General features: G+C 72.5%; 17 protein-coding genes and 1 pseudogene. 12 read left to right on the forward strand and 6 right to left on the reverse strand.

The window, feature by feature from the left end; all coding sequences use genetic code 11:
* Window positions 1-63: 63 nt before the first annotated feature.
* From AB0F82_RS23220 to AB0F82_RS23235, 4 genes are all read right to left on the reverse strand, one after another.
* Window positions 64-1650 carry a hypothetical protein gene (locus tag AB0F82_RS23220; protein WP_362630918.1) on the reverse strand — a complete coding sequence of 529 codons (1587 nt, stop codon included), beginning with the start codon at window positions 1648-1650 and terminating at the stop codon, window positions 64-66.
* 364 nt (window positions 1651-2014) lie between these two features.
* Window positions 2015-3121, reverse strand: a complete 1107-nt coding sequence (gene rsgA, locus AB0F82_RS23225) for a ribosome small subunit-dependent GTPase A (RefSeq protein ID WP_362630921.1) — start codon at window positions 3119-3121, stop codon at window positions 2015-2017.
* Window positions 3122-3437: 316 nt separating this feature from the next.
* Entirely contained in the window at window positions 3438-3980 is a 543-nt protein-coding gene (locus AB0F82_RS23230; protein WP_356815563.1) for a GNAT family N-acetyltransferase, read from the reverse strand.
* A 9-nt stretch (window positions 3981-3989) separates the two neighbouring features.
* Window positions 3990-4316, reverse strand: a complete 327-nt coding sequence (locus tag AB0F82_RS23235) for a hypothetical protein (protein WP_362630924.1) — start codon at window positions 4314-4316, stop codon at window positions 3990-3992.
* A gap of 168 nt (window positions 4317-4484) precedes the next feature.
* Here AB0F82_RS23235 and AB0F82_RS23240 point away from each other — a divergent pair, with 168 nt between their 5' ends.
* The gene (locus tag AB0F82_RS23240; protein ID WP_362630927.1) at window positions 4485-4886 is read left to right on the forward strand and encodes a VOC family protein; all 402 of its coding nucleotides are present in this window, start codon (window positions 4485-4487) and stop codon (window positions 4884-4886) included.
* On the opposite strand, the gene AB0F82_RS23245 is transcribed toward AB0F82_RS23240, so the two are convergent.
* Together AB0F82_RS23245 and AB0F82_RS23250 are read right to left on the reverse strand one after the other, a co-directional pair.
* Window positions 4817-5551, reverse strand: coding sequence for a helix-turn-helix domain-containing protein (locus tag AB0F82_RS23245; RefSeq protein ID WP_362630930.1), 735 nt, complete (start codon window positions 5549-5551; stop codon window positions 4817-4819). The genes AB0F82_RS23240 and AB0F82_RS23245 overlap by 70 nt on opposite strands.
* A 109-nt stretch (window positions 5552-5660) precedes the next feature.
* Window positions 5661-6776 carry a YihY/virulence factor BrkB family protein gene (locus AB0F82_RS23250; protein ID WP_362630933.1) on the reverse strand — a complete coding sequence of 372 codons (1116 nt, stop codon included), beginning with the start codon at window positions 6774-6776 and terminating at the stop codon, window positions 5661-5663.
* Between the two features lie 17 nt (window positions 6777-6793).
* On the opposite strand from AB0F82_RS23250, the gene AB0F82_RS23255 reads away from it, so the two are divergent.
* The 11 genes and pseudogenes from AB0F82_RS23255 to AB0F82_RS23305 form a co-directional block, all read left to right on the forward strand.
* The gene (locus tag AB0F82_RS23255) at window positions 6794-8437 is read left to right on the forward strand and encodes an acyl-CoA dehydrogenase family protein (RefSeq protein ID WP_362630936.1); all 1644 of its coding nucleotides are present in this window, start codon (window positions 6794-6796) and stop codon (window positions 8435-8437) included.
* A 380-nt stretch (window positions 8438-8817) separates the two neighbouring features.
* Complete coding sequence (locus tag AB0F82_RS23260) at window positions 8818-10080, forward strand: GAF domain-containing protein (protein ID WP_362630954.1); 1263 nt, start codon at window positions 8818-8820, stop codon at window positions 10078-10080.
* A 5-nt stretch (window positions 10081-10085) separates the two neighbouring features.
* Window positions 10086-10649 carry a GNAT family N-acetyltransferase gene (locus tag AB0F82_RS23265; protein ID WP_362630938.1) on the forward strand — a complete coding sequence of 188 codons (564 nt, stop codon included), beginning with the start codon at window positions 10086-10088 and terminating at the stop codon, window positions 10647-10649.
* A 646-nt stretch (window positions 10650-11295) separates the two neighbouring features.
* Complete coding sequence (locus AB0F82_RS38735; RefSeq protein WP_157840138.1) at window positions 11296-11472, forward strand: hypothetical protein; 177 nt, start codon at window positions 11296-11298, stop codon at window positions 11470-11472.
* 141 nt (window positions 11473-11613) lie between these two features.
* Window positions 11614-13320, forward strand: a complete 1707-nt coding sequence (locus AB0F82_RS23275; RefSeq protein ID WP_362630940.1) for a nitrite/sulfite reductase — start codon at window positions 11614-11616, stop codon at window positions 13318-13320.
* Entirely contained in the window at window positions 13317-13496 is a 180-nt protein-coding gene (locus tag AB0F82_RS23280; RefSeq protein WP_362630942.1) for a hypothetical protein, read from the forward strand. The genes AB0F82_RS23275 and AB0F82_RS23280 overlap by 4 nt, the downstream gene beginning before the upstream one ends.
* Window positions 13493-14221: a phosphoadenylyl-sulfate reductase gene (locus AB0F82_RS23285; protein WP_362630943.1), complete on the forward strand. Its 729-nt coding sequence runs from the start codon at window positions 13493-13495 to the stop codon at window positions 14219-14221. The genes AB0F82_RS23280 and AB0F82_RS23285 overlap by 4 nt, the downstream gene beginning before the upstream one ends.
* A gap of 35 nt (window positions 14222-14256) precedes the next feature.
* The gene (gene cysC, locus AB0F82_RS23290; RefSeq protein ID WP_362630945.1) at window positions 14257-14802 is read left to right on the forward strand and encodes an adenylyl-sulfate kinase; all 546 of its coding nucleotides are present in this window, start codon (window positions 14257-14259) and stop codon (window positions 14800-14802) included.
* Window positions 14799-15752, forward strand: coding sequence for a sulfate adenylyltransferase subunit CysD (gene cysD, locus AB0F82_RS23295; RefSeq protein ID WP_356813572.1), 954 nt, complete (start codon window positions 14799-14801; stop codon window positions 15750-15752). Before cysC ends, cysD begins: the two co-directional genes overlap by 4 nt.
* Before the next feature lie 2 nt (window positions 15753-15754).
* Window positions 15755-17101: a sulfate adenylyltransferase subunit 1 gene (locus AB0F82_RS23300; RefSeq protein ID WP_362630947.1), complete on the forward strand. Its 1347-nt coding sequence runs from the start codon at window positions 15755-15757 to the stop codon at window positions 17099-17101.
* 188 nt (window positions 17102-17289) lie between these two features.
* A pseudogene (locus tag AB0F82_RS23305) lies at window positions 17290-17547 on the forward strand (sulfate ABC transporter substrate-binding protein); the annotation flags it as partial.

A 17547-nucleotide genomic window follows, 5' to 3' on the forward strand; every position in this document is an offset into this window, starting at 1 on the left:
CCGGGCAGCGGACCGCTGGGGGCCGTTCCCGGGGCGCCGTGTCGTACGGGCCGCGCCGGTGGATCAGTTCGTCTGGTACACGCCGAAGATGTCGACCACGAGGTCGATGTCGTCCCAGCCCCGGTTCCAGAAGTCGACGATGCCGTTGTCCCCCATGCCGGCCTGGACCAGGTTCGGGACGGTCTCGGACCGCTTCCAGTTCAGGTTGGAGGAGTTGGGCGGGGTGGGCCAGCCGGCCCAGCCGCCCTGGTAGGCGCTCAGCGTGTTCGGGTCCGGGGAGACCGTGAGGTACCCCTCGCCCCGGGTGTTGGTGACCGTCGTGTTCAGCACGTAGGCCGTGTTGGCGGGGCGCTGGGTGGACAGCGGCATGTAGATGTAGCCCTGGCCCTCCAGCGGGCCCCACTCCCAGTCCGAGCTGTCACGGGTGTCGAGCAGACGCTCCGGGACGAAGGGCAGGTAGGCGCCCCGGCTGCCGACGCGGTAGTAGCCGACGACGTCGACGATCACGTCGGTGCCGCTCCAGGCGCCGTTGCGGAAGTTGACCGAGCCGTCGGGGCCGACCGGCACGATCACGGAGTTCGCGACCGTCTGGCCGGCGCGGAAGTTGACGTTGGACGTGATCGGGACACTGCCCCCGCTGGGGAACACCGTCAGGTGGCCGGCCTCGCGCGGGTTCGTGACCGTCACGTTCAGCGCGACCGCCGTGGCGTCGTCCGGGATGCCGTCCCGGCCGGCGAACTTGGTGCCGAAAGTGGCCTGCCCGCGGACCTGGCCCTGCGCGGTGCCCGTGCCGTTGCGGGTGTCGACGAAGCGCGACGGGTTGATCGGCGTGTAGCCGCTGGACGTGGTCCGGGTGAAGTAGCCGGTGACGTCGGCGATCAGGTCGACCGACTCCCAGCCGCCGTTGTACAGGTCGACGTAGCCGTTCCTGTCGACCGGCACGATGACCAGGTTCGGGACGGTCTGCCCCTTGGCGAAGTTGACGTTCGACGTGTTCGGACGCTCACTGCCCTCGGGCCAGACCGTCACGTGGCCGGCGCTGTTGGTGTTGGTGGCGGTGACGTTGAGCACCACGGCCGTGACCCCCGTGGGGATGTCGCCGTTGCCGGAGATCCTCACCCGGGTGGTGCCGTACGCGGGGATCTTGGCCTTCGGCCCGCCCGTGCCGTTGCGGGTGTCCAGGAGACGGGTCGGCTTGTACGGCGTGAAGTCGGAACCCGGCGTGACGACGGCGAGCGAGTTGCTGCCCCGCTCGCCCGTACCGTCCTTCAAGGTGACCTTGATCGTGTAGGCGCCGATCTCCGAATAGGAGTGGGCCACGGTCTGGTTGGTGGGACCGTAGGTGTCGAACACGTCGTAGCTGCCGTCGCCCCACTCGATGAACGCCGAGATCTGGGCGTCCGGGTCGATGCTGACGGCGAGGCTCAGGCTGATCCCGCGGGCGCTGGTGCCCTTGGCGGACAGCCCGACCGTCGGCTCCGAGGCGGCGCTCCCCTGCGCCTGGGCGTCGCCCTTGCCGGCGGGCCGGACGGTACGCTCGGCGGCGCTCGTGAAGGTGCTGAAGTTCGACGCCGCGGCCTTGCCGAGGTCCGCGTCCGGAGCGCTCACCCCGTGCGCGTCGGGCTTGGCCGGGCCGTCGGCCTGGGCCATGCCAGGGACGAGACCTACGCCGGCCGCGATGACGGCGGCGGAAACTATGAGTCGGCGATTGCGCACCGGCCCCCCATTTTCTGTTGATGCTTGAACGGGTTCGAAAGCTCGCCCAGAGTACACAGGGAACGGGCCGGTTGATCACCCAATACCGGCGCGGGAAGGACCGGCCCAGGTCCCGCCCAGCGAGGCCGAACTCGGCTGCCTCCGCTCCCGGCACCCGGGGCGTCCGGCCGGTGGACGCGGCCGGGCAACCGCGGGTGAACCCGGTGGGGTTCTTCCCCTTCCACGCGTGGGGGCTCTGAGCGGCCACCCCGGGCCGCCCCGCCGTCGGGCCGGGCAGCCCGGCGGCGGGGCGGTCGGATCAGACCCGGTTGCCGCGCTTGGCGGAGTAGTTGGCCCGGCCCTCCGCCGACTTCAGCCGCCAGTCGCGGCGGATCTCCGACCGCAGCCGGGCGTCCGTCTTCGCCACGATCCGCTGGTTCTCCCGCAGGAGCTTGCGATAGCTCTCCAGACGCCGCTCCGGCAGGGCCCCCGATTCCAACGCGGCGAGCACCGCGCATCCCGGCTCCGCCTCGTGGGCGCAGTCGTGGAAGCGGCACTGCGCGGCGTAGTCCTCGATCTCGGAGAAGACCTGCCCGACGCCCGCCTCCGCGTCGAACAGCCCGACGCCGCGCAGGCCCGGGGTGTCGATGAGGACCCCTCCGCCCGGCAGGACGAGGAGGTTGCGGGTGGTCGTGGTGTGACGGCCCTTCCCGTCGACGTCACGGGTGGCCTGGACCTCCATGGCCTCCGTGCCGAGCAGCGCGTTCGCCAGGGTGGACTTGCCCGCGCCGGAGACGCCCAGCAGGACGCTGGTGCCGTCGGCGACGATCGCACCCAGGACGTCGGTGCCCTCCCCGGTGTGGGAGGAGACGGTGAGGACCTGGACGCCCGGGGCGGTGGTCTCCACGTCCTGGACCAGGTGGCCGAGGGTGACCGGGTCCGGGACGAGGTCCGCCTTGGTGAGGACGATCAGCGGCTGCGCCCCCGACTCCCAGGCCAGGGCCAGGAAGCGCTCGATGCGCCCCAGGTCGAGCTCCACGGCGAGGGATACCGCGATGATCACGTGGTCGACGTTCGCGGCGAGGATCTGCCCCTCGGACCGCTGCGACGAGGTGGAGCGCACGAAGGCGGTCCGGCGCGGCAGGTATGCCTTCACGTACCGCGGGTTGCCCGCGGTCTCGACTGCGGCCCAGTCCCCGGTGCAGATGACGCGCAGCGGGTCGTGGGGGGTGACGAAGGCGGTGTCGGCGCGGACGATGCCGTCGGCGGTCAGTACGTCGCACTGACCGCGGTCGACGCGTACGACACGGCCGGGTACGAGGCCCTGCTCGGCGTACGGGATGAACTCGGCCGCCCACGCGTCGTCCCAGCCGAGGGGGGCGAGGGTGTGCGAGAGCGAGGCCTGCGGGAAAGCGGAGAAAGACAAGGGGAACCCTTCACAGGGTGGCCCCGGCCGCACGCGCCCGCCCTGCGGCGGCACGCGAAGAGAGGTGTGAGGTCAGCCGGAGACCACGGAGGTCACATCGATGGTCTTCTGAGTGCGGGCAGCGCCCTGCGCAATGACAGTCATCAATGAACTCACCTCCGGGTCATACACGTTGCCGTGGTCCCTCACCGCTCGGCGGGAACGTCCCCACCGTAACAAGCACGCTCGCGTCGGGGCCACTCCTTTTCCCCGAGACGTTTCCCGGGACGTTTCCCGCGGCGTTTCCCGGGAGGTTCTCCGCGCCGTTTCCGCCTCGTCAGCCGAGTGCCCCGCCGAGGCGCCGGGCCAGCACCTGTCCCGGCCAGTCCCCGGACAGGAAGCGGTCGGTGGGCGTGAAGCCGCTGCGTTCGTAGAACGCGACCAGTTCGCCCCCGCCGCCCGCCCAGCAGTCGACCCGCAGGAGGGTGATGCCGGCCCTCAGGGTCTCCTCGGCGGCGTGCGCCAGCAGTGCCGCGCCGATGCCCCGGCCGGCGTGCCGCCGGTCGGAGACCAGCAGCCGCACGTACCGCTCTGGCTCCCCGGCCGGTGCGATCGGCAGCTGCGGGCTGGGCCCGGAGTCCAGCACCAGGGCTCCGACGGGCACCCCGTCCAGCTCCGCGACGTACGGGGTGTTCTCGGTGGTGTAGCGCTCCACCCGCTCCGTGCCGCCGGGCCGCCGCGAGTACGGGACCGTGCCCCACTGCTCGGTGTTCCCGCGGGCGTTCATCCAGGCCACGGCGGAGTCGAGCATGTCCAGCAGGGCCGGTGCGTCCGCCGGGCCGCCCGGTCGGATCCGTATCGTGTGTGCGCTGTCGTTCATTCCGGAAGCCTATGCGCGGAAGCGGACCGGCAGGTGCTTGACGCCGTTGGTGAAGTCCGAGCGCAGCCTCCGGACTTCGCCGGTGAGCTCGAAGTCGGTGTGGTGGCGCAGGAGTTCCCGGGTCAGCGCCTTGATCCGGGTGCGGGCCAGGCCCGCGCCCAGGCAGAAGTGCGGTCCCCCACCGAGGGCGAGGTGCTCGTTGGGCGTACGGCGGATGTCGGGCCCGCACGGCCGGGGGCGGGGCGGCCCGGGAGCCGCCGCGCCGGGTGTCCGCCGTCCGCCCGGCGGCGGGCGTCGACGGGCCGGAACGCGGCAGGGGCGGCGCCGTCCCCGCACTCGTACCGGCTTCCCGACACAGCAAGCGCGCATATCTGACGCACCGTCAATCCTCGTGCGCTGCCCGGTCCGGGACGCGGGGCAGCCGGTGCTGCCGGCGGGCAGGACCGGGTGGACGGTGTCCGTTTCGTTCAAGACCGCGGAGCCCGGGATGCCTAGCCTGCCGGTATGACTCCACGATTCGACATGATCGGCATGGTCGTCTCCGACATGGCCGCCTCGCTCGCCTTCTACCGCCGCCTCGGCCTGGACGTGCCGGCCGAGGCCGACGGCCTCCCCCACGTCGAGGCCACGCTCCCGGGAGGGCTGCGCATCGGCTGGGACACCGAGGAGACCGTCCGGTCCTTCGACCCGTCCTGGACCCCGCCCACCGGCGAGGGCCGCCGGGACCTGGCCTTCCTGTGCGACTCCCCCGCCGAGGTGGACGCCCTGTACGACGACCTGACCCGGACCGGCTACCGAGGCCATCTGAAGCCCTGGGACGCCTTCTGGGGGCAGCGCTACGCCGTGGTCCTCGACCCGGACGGCTGCGGCGTCTCCCTCTTCGCCCCGGCGGCGCCCCCCGAGTAGGCGGTCAGCGTGGTCCCGGCCAGCGCGCGCACCTCGCGCGCGAGGTGGGCCTGGTCGGCGTAGCCGGCCGCGTGCGCCACCTCGGCGTACGGCAGGCCCCCGTCCGCCAGGGCCAGGGCCCGGCGCAGGCGCAGGATGCGGCCGAGCTTGCGCGGTCCGTACCCGAAGGCGTCCAGGGAGCGCCGGTGCAGCTGCCGCTCCCCCAGCCCCGCCGCGGCCGCGATCGCGGCCACCGGCTGCCCGGCCCGCAGCCGGGCTACGACCTCGGCGGCCAAGGTGTCGGCCGGCCCGGTGTCGGCCGCGCGGGCCCGGGCCACTGCTTCGAGGCCTGCGCGCGGGTCCCCGTACGCCGCCACCAGTCCGGTGAGGCGGCGTACCTCCCGGGCGGGCCACAGGTCGGCGAGCGCGACCCGCCGGTCCCGCAGGACGTGCGCCGGTACGCCGAGCAGCGCGGGCGCGGTACCGGGCGCGAGCCGGATCCCGGCGACGGCCCCGGCGTGCACTTCCCCGGCGGGATGGGGTCCTGTGTCGGGCCCCGCCACGAGGAGCCGTCCGCCGGCCCAGAGCAGGTCCATGCACCCGTCGGGCAGCACCACGCCGGCGCCGCCCTCGACCTGCCACAGCACGGCTCCCGGCACGCCGGCCGACGCTGTCTCCTCGTACACGGCTCCAGGCTACGCCCGCCCCTCTCGTGCGATCGGCCCGGCCGAGCCGCCGTGCGCCCTGGCCCGCCTCGCCCCGCCCCGCCGCCCCGGCCGCCCCCCGCTCGGGCTGTCAGTGCTTGCGCAGGCGCGAGTGGTAGTCCTCGGGCGGCAGGAACTTCGACCAGCGTTCCGGGAACTCCGACGGCATGTCGTCGTCCTCGTCGTCCTCCGACTCACCCTCCGCCATCGCCCGCCAGGCGGCGGCCCGCGCGATCAGCTGCGCGGCCTCCGCCTCCCGGATCCGCTCGTTCGCCTCGCGCGCCGCCGCCGTGGCCACCGACGGCCAGACGCGGTCGATGGCGGCGTTCACGGCCGCGCCGACGAGCACCGCGAAGGCCGAGATGCCGATCCAGAGGAGGACGGCGACGGGCGCGGCCAGGGAGCCGTAGATGGTCGGCCCCTCCACGGTGTTGGTGAGGTAGATCCGCAGCAGGAACGAGCCCAGCACCCACATGGCCAGTGCCACCAGCGCGCCCGGCACGTCCTCGATCCACGGCGAGCGCACGGGCACGGACACGTGGTAGAGCGTCGTCAGGAAGGCGATGGACAGCAGGGTCACGGTCGGCCAGTACAGGACGGCGATCACCTCGGTGCCCCACGGCACGAGCCGGACGACGGCGTCCGGGCCGACCACCATCAGCGGCAGCACGATGGCGCCGATCAGCAGGGCGATGACGTAGAGCAGGAAGGCCAGCAGCCGGGTCTTGACGATGCCGCGGTGGCCGTCGAGCCCGTACATCACGGTGATGGTGTCGATGAAGACGTTGACGGCGCGGGATCCCGACCACAGGGCGAAGGCGAATCCGAGGGAGATCAGGTCGGGCCGGCCACTGCGGGTGACGTCGTCCAGGAGGGGTCTGGCGATGTCGTTGACGCCGCGGTCGGACAGGACCGTGCCGACAGCGCGCAGGATGTTCTCCTCGATGCTCTCGACGGTACGGGTGTCCGTCCACCCGTCGACGTAGCCGAGCAGGCCCAGCAGGCCCAGGAAGAGCGGGGGCAGCGAGAGCAGGGTGAAGAACGCCGCCTCGGCCGCGAGCCCGAGGATCCGGTACTCGATGCACGAGTTGACGGTGTCCTTCAACAGCAGCCAGCCCATCTTCCGCTTCGAGACGTTGCGGTAGAGGGCGCGGGCCCGGTGGAGCCGTCCTGGGATCCGCTCGGGTGTTTCTTTTGCTGGCTGCACGTCCTTACGGTATCCGCATGGCAGCCACCACCCACACAGTCAGCAACCAGGCCCCGCCCCTGGTGGGCTACGACGTCTACGGCGGCGATCGGGCCCTCACCGAGGGCGTCGAGCGTCACCTGGCGTCCGCGGCTCCCGAACTCCTCGGCGAGGTACGGGCGGAGCTCGCGGACCTCGGGCGCGCGGCCGGTTCCGCGCAGGCCCAGGAATGGGGCGCGCAGGCGAACGAGAACCCTCCGAAACTGCGCACGCACGACCGGTACGGGAACCGTATCGACGAGGTGGAGTTCCACCCGGCCTGGCACCGGCTGCTCGGGCACGCGGTGTCCTCCGGGCTGACCGACGCCTGGGGCCGGCCGGCCGGGCACCTGCGCCGCGCCGCCGGGTTCTTCCTGTGGTCGCAGGCGGAGGCCGGCCACGGTTGCCCCGTCTCGATGACGCACGCGGCCGTGCCGGCCCTGCGGGCCGATCCGTCGATCGCAGCCGAGTGGGAGCCGCGGCTGACCTCGCACGTGTACGAGGAGGGCCTGCGGCCGGCGGCGCGGAAGGCCGGCGTGCTCTTCGGCATGGGGATGACCGAGAAGCAGGGCGGCAGCGACGTACGGGCCAACACGACGGCCGCCGTGCCGCTGGGCGCGTCCGGCGAGTACCTGCTGACCGGGCACAAATGGTTCTGTTCGGCGCCGATGTGCGACGGCTTCCTGGTGCTGGCACAGGCTCCGGGCGGGCTGACCTGCTTCCTGGTGCCGCGGGTGCTGGAGGACGGCACGCGCAACGTCTTCGCGATCCAGCGGCTGAAGGACAAGCTGGGCAACAAGTCGAACGCGTCGAGCGAGGTCGAGTTCGACGGGACGTGGGCGCGACGGGTCGGCGAGGAGGGCCGCGGGGTGCGGACCATCATCGAGATGGTCGCGGCGACCCGGCTGGACTGCGTCATCGGCTCGGCCGCGCTGATGCGGCAGTCGCTGACGCAGGCGGTGCACCATGCGGAGCACCGCTCTGCTTTCGGAGCACCGCTCATCGACCAGCCGCTGATGCGCAACGTGCTCGCGGACCTCACCCTGGAGTCGGAGGCCGCCACCACCCTGACGCTGCGCCTGGCCGCCGCCTATGACGCCGGGACCGAGCAGGAGAAAGCCTTCCTGCGCCTGGCCGTGCCCGCCGCGAAGTACTGGGTGACGAAGCGGTGTACGCCGATGGTGGCCGAAGCCCTGGAGTGTCTGGGTGGCAACGGCTACGTCGAGGAGTCCGGGCTGCCGAGACTGCTGCGCGAATCCCCGCTCAACTCCATCTGGGAGGGCTCGGGCAACGTCCAGGCCCTGGACGTGCTGCGCGCCCTCCAGCGGGAGCCGCAGGCGCTGAACGCCTTCCTCCAGGAGGTGGGCCTGGCCCGGGGCGCCGACCACCGGCTGGATTCGGCCATCAAGGACCTGCTGACGGATCTCGCCGATCTGGAGGGCATCGAGGCGCGGGCCCGCCGGGTCGTGGAGCGCATGGCTCTGGTGCTGCAGGGATCGCTGCTGGTCCGATGGGCTCCGCCGGAGGTCGCGGACGCCTTCTGCGCCTCGCGGCTGGGCGGTGACTGGGGTACGGCCTTCGGCACGCTGCCGCACAGCCTGGATCTGCGCGCGGTCGTGGAACGGGCGCGGATCGCGCGCTAGGGAGGAGCCCCCGTCGGGCTCCCCTGCGGTCCCCAAACCGCTCCGAGCCGGGATCCGGGCCCGTCGACCGGCCCAGAGGTGGCGCCGCGCCGACTCGGCACCACCCCTGATCCGAAGCCCCGAGGAGGAGCTGTCACGCCGCTCGGGCGGCGTGCGGACATTTTCGGTCGGGCGGACGGAACTTGGCGAGGGTTGCATACCGTTGCAACCTGTGAGTCGGCAGCCGCCCGTCGGGGGCGCCGGGGGGAAGCGGTTCGAGGCGCCGCGGACCGGCACCTGGGGAACCGCCGGGCGGCCGGCGTCGTACGTCCTGTTCGCACGGGGAGGTTCCGGTGGCCGACACCACAGGCATCACGGTCGATGTGGCACGCATCTCGGCCATGCACCCTCGGGAGGCCACGCGCCTGCTCAAGGGGGTGCGCGCGGCCGCGCTGGCGGGCGCCCGCCCGCCGGCCGCGCCCCGGCCGGAGATCGCGGAGTCCTGGCGCCGCATGCTGGCCCGCGGGGTGCACCCGGACCGGGACGCGCGCTCGCGGATGCTGTCGGCCGCCGAGACGGAGGAGCGGCGCCACGTCTCCCCGCTGCGGGAGGTCCTTCCCGTGCTGCGGGAGGGCCTGCTGCCCGCGCTCGACGGGGCGCTCCACATCATGGTCGTCGCGGACGCGGACGGGAGGCTGCTGTGGCGGGAGGGCCACACGTCCATCCTGCGCAAGGCGGACCGGCTCGGTTTCGCGGTCGGGGCCGACTGGGACGAGGCCGTCGTCGGCACGAACGGTGTGGGGACCGCCCTGGTGGCCCGGCGGCCGGTCCAGGTGTTCTCGGCGGAGCACTTCGTCTCCAGCCACCACGACTGGACCTGCGCCGGGGCGCCCGTGCGCGACCCGCGAGACGGCCGGCTGCTGGGCGTGGTCGACGTCAGCGGGCCGCTGGCCACCATGCATCCGGCGACGCTGGCCTGGGTGAGCTCGGTGGCCCGGCTCGCGGAACGGGAGCTGCGGATCCGGCACCTGGAGTCGCTGGAGCGGCTGCGGGCGGTGGCGGCCCCGCTGCTGGCCCGGCTGCCCGGACGGGCGCTGGCCGTGGACCCGCACGGCTGGACGGCCGCGGTGACGGGGCTGGCCCCGGCGGACCGGATCCCCCTGCCGAAGGACTTCGCGCCGGGCCGGGTGTGGCTGCCGCAGCTCGGCGACTGTGTGGCAGAGCCGCTGCCCGGCGGCTGGCTGCTGCGGGTCGCGCCGGACCGTACGGGCACGGCCGCGACCCGGGTCGTACTGGACCTCAGCCGGTCGGGTTCCTGGTCGGCGACGGTGTACGGGTCGTCCGGGAGCTGGTCGCAGGAGCTGAGCCCGCGCCACGCGGAGCTGCTGTTCCTGCTGGCGGAGAGCCCGCGGGGGCGCTCGGCGGCGGAGCTGTCGGCGGAGGTGTTCGGTGACCCGGCCCGTACGGTGACGGTGCGGGCGGAGCTGTCGCGCGTACGCCGCCACCTCGCGGGCGTCCTGGCCCACCGGCCGTACCGCTTCGCGGAGGACGTCGAGGTGGAGCTGCTCCGCCCCGAGGACCCGGCCGCGCTGCTCCCGCACTCCACCGCCCCGGCGGTGGTCCGGGCCCGCCTGGGCCGGACGGGACCCGGCATGATTCCCTGAGCTGCATGAGCACCATCACACTCACCACCTGGTCGCTGGAGATGACCTCTCCGGCGGACCTCGTCCCGGCGGCTCCGGCGGGCCCGGAGATATCCATCGTGCGGTCGGAGGTGCCCTCCCCCGAGTTCAGCCGCTTCCTCTACGCCTCGGTGGGCGGCGACATCCACTGGACGGACCGGCTGTCCCTGACCCGCGCGCAATGGGTTGAACAGCTCGGCCGGCCGGGGGTGGAGACGTGGGTGGCGTACGACCGCGGCACGCCGGCCGGGTACGTGGAGCTCGACCCGCAGGACGACGGCGCGGTGGAGATCATGTACTTCGGCCTGCTCCCCGACTTCCGCGGCCGCCGCATCGGGGGGCACCTGCTGTCCGTGGGCGTGGAACGGGCGTGGGACCTCGCGTCGCGCTGGCCGCAGCGCGAGCCGACCCGCCGGGTGTGGGTCCACACCTGCAGCCAGGACGGCCCGACGGCGATGGCGAACTACCAGCGGCGCGGCTTCAAGGTCTTCAGGACGGATACGGAAGAGAAGGAAGAGACCCCGACCCCGGGCCCCTGGCCGGGCGCGTAGCCGCTGGGCGTGCCCCGCGGATCGCCTCCGGCGGCGGGCCGGTGGCCGCCGCTGCCCTGGCCGGGCGCTGCCGCTGCTCCCCGGCTGCGGGCCGGTGGCCGCGCCTCAATCGCCGGCGGGGCTGGGGTGTGGTCCCCGGCCGGGAGCGTGGCCCTCGGGCCGGTGCTGGTGGTGGCTTCGGGTGGAGTGGTGCCCCTCCGGGGGCTCTCCTCGGCTCGGCGCGTTCGGGCATGTCCCGGCTGCACCCGGTGGTTGCGCCTCGTCCTGCGGGGAGCCCCCGGAGTGTCCCCACCCCACGGCCCCCGGGTACGTGGCGGGGCGGCCCCGCCGGGGTGGGGGTGTGGGGACGGTGGGGGGTGTCCCCGCAGGACGAGCGCGCACCGCCGGGTACGGCCGAGACGGGCAGTCCCGCGCGAGCCGAGGAGACGCCCCCCGGCGGCCCCGCGCCCCCACCCCCCGTGCCGACCCCGGCCGGGGACACCAGACCCAGCCCCGCCGGCGATTGAGGCGCGGCCACCGGCCCGCAGCCGGAGAACAAGGGCAGCACCCGGCCGGGGGAATGGGGCGTGACCCCCGTCACCTCGTCCCATCATGCGGGACGACTTCGTCCGTATCGTGGACAGTAGTGGACTCCTCCAATCGGCCCATGACACGCTTCCGCCATGAATGGAGCTGGAATTGCCTTGGTGAGTCGGCGGCACGTCGACCTCGGCCGCATGTCCAGCGCCATCTGTCCGGCGTGCTGACGGAACCAGCAACCGCCGCACATCGCCGCAATCCCGGCATCGTCGCCGTGGAAGTGTCGATCATCGCAGTCCCCTGAAGGCCGAACACCGCCCTGTCCGCCGGTCACCCCGGCAAAGGCGCGGGCAATCGGCCGCACCCGCTCAGCGTCCAGGGGTCACGCCAACCCCACCCGCTGCACCCGCCCCTGCCCTGAGCCGCCCAAGAAGGACGTACCGCCATGGCCGCCACCCCCGAAACGCCCGCAGCAGCACCCGCAGCCGCCGCGCGCCGCAAGACCGGCCGTCACCGCGGCGAGGGTCAGTGGGCCGTCGGACACCACACGCCCCTCAACGGCAACGAGCAGTTCAAGAAGGACGACGACGGTCTCAATGTGCGGACACGCATTGAGACGATCTACGCCCACCGGGGCTTCGACTCCATCGACCCCAACGACCTGCGCGGCCGCATGCGCTGGTGGGGTCTGTACACCCAGCGCAAGCCCGGGATCGACGGCGGCAAGACCGCGATCCTGGAGCCGGAGGAGCTGGACGACAAGTACTTCATGCTGCGCGTGCGCATCGACGGCGGCCGGCTGACCACCGAGCAGCTGCGCGTCATCGGCGAGATCTCCGAGGAGTTCGCGCGCGGCACCGCCGACCTCACCGACCGCCAGAACGTGCAGTACCACTGGATCCGGATCGAGGACGTCCCGGAGATCTGGCGCCGCCTGGAAGCCGTCGGCCTGTCCACCACCGAGGCCTGCGGTGACACGCCCCGCGTCATCCTCGGCTCGCCCGTCGCCGGCATCGCCCAGGACGAGATCATCGACGGCACGCCCGCCATCGACGAGATCTACCGCCGCATCGTGGGCAACAAGGACTTCTCCAACCTGCCCCGCAAGTTCAAGTCCGCGATCTCCGGCTCGCCGCTGCTCGACGTGGCGCACGAGATCAACGACGTCGCGTTCGTCGGCGTGAACCACCCCGAGCACGGCCCCGGCTTCGACGTCTGGGTCGGCGGCGGCCTGTCCACCAACCCCAAGCTCGGTGTGCGCCTGGGCACCTGGGTCTCGCTCGAGGAGGTCCCCGACGTCTACGAGGGCGTCATCTCGATCTTCCGCGACTACGGCTACCGCCGGCTGCGCACCCGCGCCCGCCTGAAGTTCCTCGTCGCCGACTGGGGTCCGGCCAAGTTCCGCCAGGTCCTGGAGGACGAGTACCTGGAGCGGAAGCTGACCGACGGCCCTGCGCCCGAGCAGCCCTCCGGCCAGTGGCGCGACCACGTCGGCGTCCACCAGCAGCAGGACGGCAAGTTCTACGTCGGCTTCGCGCCCCGCGTGGGCCGCGTGGACGGCGCCACCCTGACCAAGATCGCGGACATCGCGGAACAGCACGGCTCCGGCCGCCTGCGCACCACCGCCGAGCAGAAGATGATCGTCCTCGACATCGAGGCCGACCGGGTCGACTCGGTCGTCGAGGCGCTGGAGGCCCTGGACCTGCGGGTCAAGCCGTCTCCGTTCCGGCGCGGCACGATGGCCTGCACCGGCATCGAGTTCTGCAAGCTGGCCATCGTCGAGACCAAGGCGCGCGGCGCCTCGCTCATCGACGAGCTGGAGCGCCGTCTGCCGGACTTCGCCGAGCCGATCACCATCAACATCAACGGCTGCCCGAACGCCTGCGCCCGTATCCAGGTGGCGGACATCGGTCTCAAGGGACAGCTGGTCCTGGACGACGACGGCAACCAGGTGGAGGGCTACCAGGTCCACCTGGGCGGTGCCCTCGGCCTGGAGGCCGGCTTCGGCCGCAAGGTCCGCGGCCTCAAGGTCACCTCGGCCGGTCTCCCCGACTACGTCGAGCGGGTCGTCAAGAGCTACGAGGAGCAGCGCGAGGACGGCGAGCGCTTCGCGGCCTGGGTGGCCCGCGCGGACGAGAAGAGCCTCTCGTGAGCGAGCGAGCCGCACCGTTCTACTGCCCGTACTGCGGCGACGAGGACCTGCTCCCCCACGAGACGGGCCACGGGGCGTGGGAATGCAGGGCCTGCAACCGCGCCTTCCAGCTGAAGTACCTCGGGCTGCTGTCCCGGGGCGTTGGGACGAACTCAGCGGGAGGGGACGAGATATGACCGCCACGCAAGACGCCAGTCTCAAGAACGCCGGCCTGAAGGCCGCGACGCTCAAGGACGTGGCCGAGCAGGCCGGCCGCGAGCTGGAGGACGCCTCCGCGCTCGACATCCTGCGCTGGGCGGCCGACACGTTCGGCGGGAAGTTCGCCGTGACCTCCTCCATGGAGGACGCGGTCGTCGCCCACCTGGCCTCGCGGGTCTTCCCCGGTGTGGACGTGGTCTTCCTCGACACGGGCTACCACTTCGAGGAGACCATCGGCACCCGGGACGCGGTCGACGCGGTGATGGACGTCAACGTCATCACGCTGACCCCGCGGCAGACCGTGGCTGAGCAAGACGCCGAGTACGGGCCGAAGCTGCACGACCGGGACCCCGACCTGTGCTGCGCGCTGCGCAAGGTCAAGCCGCTCGAAGAAGGCCTGACGGCGTACGACGCGTGGGCGACGGGCCTGCGCCGCGACGAGTCCCCGACCCGGGCGAACACCCCGGTGGTCGGCTGGGACGAGAAGCGGCAGAAGGTCAAGGTCTCACCGATCGCCCGCTGGACGCAGGACGACGTGGACGCGTACGTCGCCGAGCACGGCGTACTCACCAACCCGCTGCTGATGGACGGCTACGCCTCCGTCGGCTGCGCCCCCTGCACCCGCCGCGTGGCGGAGGGCGAGGACGCGCGGTCCGGCCGCTGGGCCGGGCGGGGCAAGACCGAGTGCGGACTGCACGGCTGATGACGACCAGCGAAGAACTTACGGAGACAGAGCAGATGAGCGTGAGCGACCAGGGCGCCACCGTGTGGCTGACCGGGCTGCCGAGCGCGGGCAAGACCACCATCGCCTACGCGCTGGCCGAGCGGCTGCGGGCCGAGGGCCACCGCGTGGAGGTGCTCGACGGGGACGAGATCCGCGAGTTCCTCTCCGCCGGCCTGGGCTTCAGCCGCGAGGACCGGCACACCAACGTGCAGCGGATCGGCTTCGTCGCCGAACTCCTCGCGAGCAACGGCGTCAAGGCGCTGGTGCCGGTGATCGCGCCGTTCGCCGACAGCCGCGAGGCCGTCCGCAAGCGGCACGCGGCCGCGGCGACGGAGTACCTCGAAGTGCACGTGGCCACCCCGGTCGAGGTGTGCTCCGAGCGTGACGTGAAGGGTCTGTACGCCAAGCAGGCGGCGGGCGAGATCTCCGGTCTGACCGGGGTCGACGACCCGTACGAGGCGCCGGAGTCCCCGGACCTCCGTATCGAGTCGCACACGCAGTCCGTGCAGGAGTCGGCCTCGGCCCTGCACGCGCTGCTCACCGAGAGGGGTCTGGCATGACGACGACCGTCGCACACGTCCACGACGCTGCGAACAATTCTTCTGGGTCCGCGCCCTACGCGCTGTCGCACCTCGACGCCCTCGAGTCCGAGGCCGTGCACATCTTCCGCGAGGTGGCGGGCGAGTTCGAGAAGCCGGTGATCCTCTTCTCCGGCGGCAAGGACTCCATCGTCATGCTGCACCTGGCGTTGAAGGCGTTCGCGCCGGCGCCGGTGCCGTTCGCGCTGCTGCACGTCGACACGGGCCACAACTTCCCCGAGGTGCTGGAGTACCGCGACCGCACCGTCGCCGAGCACGGTCTGCGCCTGCACGTGGCGTCCGTCCAGGACTACATCGACGCCGGCAAGCTGCGCGAGCGCCCGGACGGCACCCGCAACCCGCTGCAGACGGTGCCGCTGACCGAGGCCATCCAGAGCCTCAGGTTCGACGCCGTCTTCGGCGGCGGCCGCCGCGACGAGGAGAAGGCCCGCGCCAAGGAGCGGGTGTTCAGCCTGCGCGACGAGTTCTCGCAGTGGGACCCGCGCCGCCAGCGCCCTGAGCTCTGGCAGCTCTACAACGGCCGCCACGCGCCCGGCGAGCACGTGCGCGTCTTCCCGCTCTCCAACTGGACCGAGCTGGACGTGTGGCAGTACATCGCCCGCGAGGGCATCGAGCTGCCGGAGATCTACTTCGCCCACGAGCGCGAGGTCTTCAAGCGCAACGGCATGTGGCTGACGGCCGGCGAGTGGGGCGGCCCCAAGGAGGGCGAGACGCCCGAGTCGCGGCTCGTCCGCTACCGCACCGTCGGCGACATGTCCTGCACCGGCGCCGTCGACTCCGACGCGGTCACGCTCGACGCCGTGATCGCCGAGATCGCCGTCTCCCGTCTCACCGAGCGGGGCGCGACCCGCGCCGACGACAAGATGTCCGAGGCCGCGATGGAAGACCGCAAGCGCGAAGGGTACTTCTAGAAATGACCAGCACCACCGAGCAGTTCGCCGACCTGTCGGCGACCACCCTGCTGCGCTTCGCGACCGCCGGTTCCGTCGACGACGGCAAGTCCACCCTGGTGGGCCGGCTGCTGCACGACTCCAAGTCGGTCCTGACCGACCAGATGGAGGCCGTCGAGGCCGTCTCCGCCCAGCGCGGTCAGGAGGCTCCCGACCTCGCGCTGCTCACCGACGGCCTGCGGGCCGAGCGGGAGCAGGGCATCACCATCGACGTCGCGTACCGCTACTTCGCCACCGCGCGCCGCCGGTTCATCCTCGCCGACACCCCCGGCCACGTGCAGTACACCCGGAACATGGTGACCGGGGCCTCCACCGCCGACCTGGCGGTGGTCCTGGTCGACGCCCGCAACGGCGTGATCGAGCAGACCCGTCGGCACGCGGCCGTCGCGGCGCTGCTGCGCGTCCCGCACGTGGTCCTCGCCGTGAACAAGATGGACCTCGTCGGCTACCAGGAGCCGGTCTTCGCGGCGATCGCGCAGGAGTTCACCGCCTACGCCTCGGACCTGGGCGTCCCGGAGATCACCGCGATCCCGATCTCGGCCCTGGCCGGTGACAACGTGGTGGAGCCGTCCGCGAACATGGACTGGTATGGCGGCCCGACGGTGCTGGAGCACCTGGAGACCGTCCCGGTCAGCCACGACCTCACCGCCTGCCCGGCGCGTTTCCCCGTGCAGTACGTGATCCGCCCGCAGTCCGCGGAGCACCCCGACTACCGGGGCTACGCGGGCCAGATCGCCTCCGGCGTGCTGCGCGTCGGCGAGGCCGTCACGGTCCTGCCGTCGGGCCGTACCTCGGTGATCGAGGGCATCGACGCGCTGGGCGAGCCGGTGGACATCGCCTGGGCCCCGCAGTCGGTGACGGTGCGGCTGAAGGACGACATCGACATCTCGCGCGGCGACCTGATCGCACCGTCCGCGAGCGCCCCCGCGACCACCCAGGACGTCGTCGCGACGGTGTGCCACGTGGCGGACCAGCCCCTCGCCGTGGGCGCCCGGGTGTTGATCAAGCACACGACCCGCACGGTCAAGGCGATCGTCAAGGAGATCCCCTCGCGGCTGACGCTGGACGACCTGTCCCAGCACCCGGAGCCCGGGCAGCTGGTGGCGAACGACATCGGCCTCGTGGTCGTCCGTACCGCCGAGCCCCTCGCGCTCGACGCGTACGCCGACTCCCGCCGTACCGGATCCTTCCTGCTGATCGACCCGGCGGACGGGACCACCCTGGCGGCGGGCATGGCGGGCGAGTCCTTCGCCTCCCGGGCCGAGTCCGCCGAGGACGTCCGGCCGGACGAGGACGGGTGGGACTTCTAGATGTTCGCCGATCTCTACTCGACCTTCGCGAAGGAGGGCGGCCGCGTGGGCAGCGGCGCCCTCGGCAGCGGCCAGGGAGGCGTGGCGCGATGTGCGCGATGACCGTCCGCCACGCGCCGTACCCGCCCCCGCTCCACAGACGAGAATCCGCGCCGTAGAACGACGGCGCGGCGAGAGGAAGCCCTCCCGTGCCTGCCACCGGTTCCGCCCGTAAGACCCTGCGCCGCGGCCTCGCCGCCGCCGCTGCCCTGCCGCTCCTGATCGGTGCCCTCGCCTCGTGCGGCTACGGCTCCCAGGCCGAAGACAAGGGCGACGGCAAGGCGAACGCCCTCGCTGCGGACGGCAGGAAGTTGTCGGCCGCCGAGGTCCGTATCGGGTACTTCCCGAACCTGACGCACGCCACCGCGCTCGTCGGCCTCCAGGAAGGCCTGATCGAGAAGGAACTG

This window comes from Streptomyces virginiae (genome assembly GCF_040638905.1).
Classification (GTDB): domain Bacteria; phylum Actinomycetota; class Actinomycetes; order Streptomycetales; family Streptomycetaceae; genus Streptomyces; species Streptomyces virginiae_B.